The 482-nt window shown below is 60.4% G+C and carries 1 protein-coding gene; it reads right to left on the reverse strand.

Annotation, left to right across the window (positions count from 1 at the left end; genetic code table 11):
- The coding region (locus HX855_RS32480) for a DnaB-like helicase C-terminal domain-containing protein (RefSeq protein ID WP_178948050.1) at window positions 1–482 on the reverse strand (482 nt) is incomplete at both ends.

Below are 482 nucleotides of genomic sequence, written 5' to 3' on the forward strand. Positions count from 1 at the left end.
CAGAGCGGGCGCTTGTTCGGGCGCTTTTCGCACTCTCGCGAGAGCTGGCTGAGAAGGATCACGGGCACGCCCAGTTCGCGTGCCATGAGCTTCGCGCTGCGGGTCATGTGGCTGACCTCCTGCTCGCGGCTGAACGTGCGCGAATCGGACTCCATCAGTTGCAGGTAGTCGATGATGATCAGGTCCAGACCGTGGCGGCGTTTATGGCGGCGGGCGGACGAGCGAATGCGGTTGATCGTCATCGAGGCACGATCAGAGATGAACAGCTTGGAGTGCTTTATCTTCCCGGCAGCGCTCATGAGTTCGGCGCCGTGGGTGTGCGGGGCTTTCCCATTCTTGATCAGCTGCAGCGGGACCCGGCCTTCGGATGCCATGAACCGATCCATCAGGCCGGTGTTGTGCATTTCGAGACTGAACACCATCACACTTTTGGCGGCGCGGATTGCGTTGTGGGATCCGATGTTCATCGCCAAGGTGGTTTT

The organism is Pseudomonas sp. IPO3778 (genome assembly GCF_013386825.1).
Classification (GTDB): domain Bacteria; phylum Pseudomonadota; class Gammaproteobacteria; order Pseudomonadales; family Pseudomonadaceae; genus Aquipseudomonas.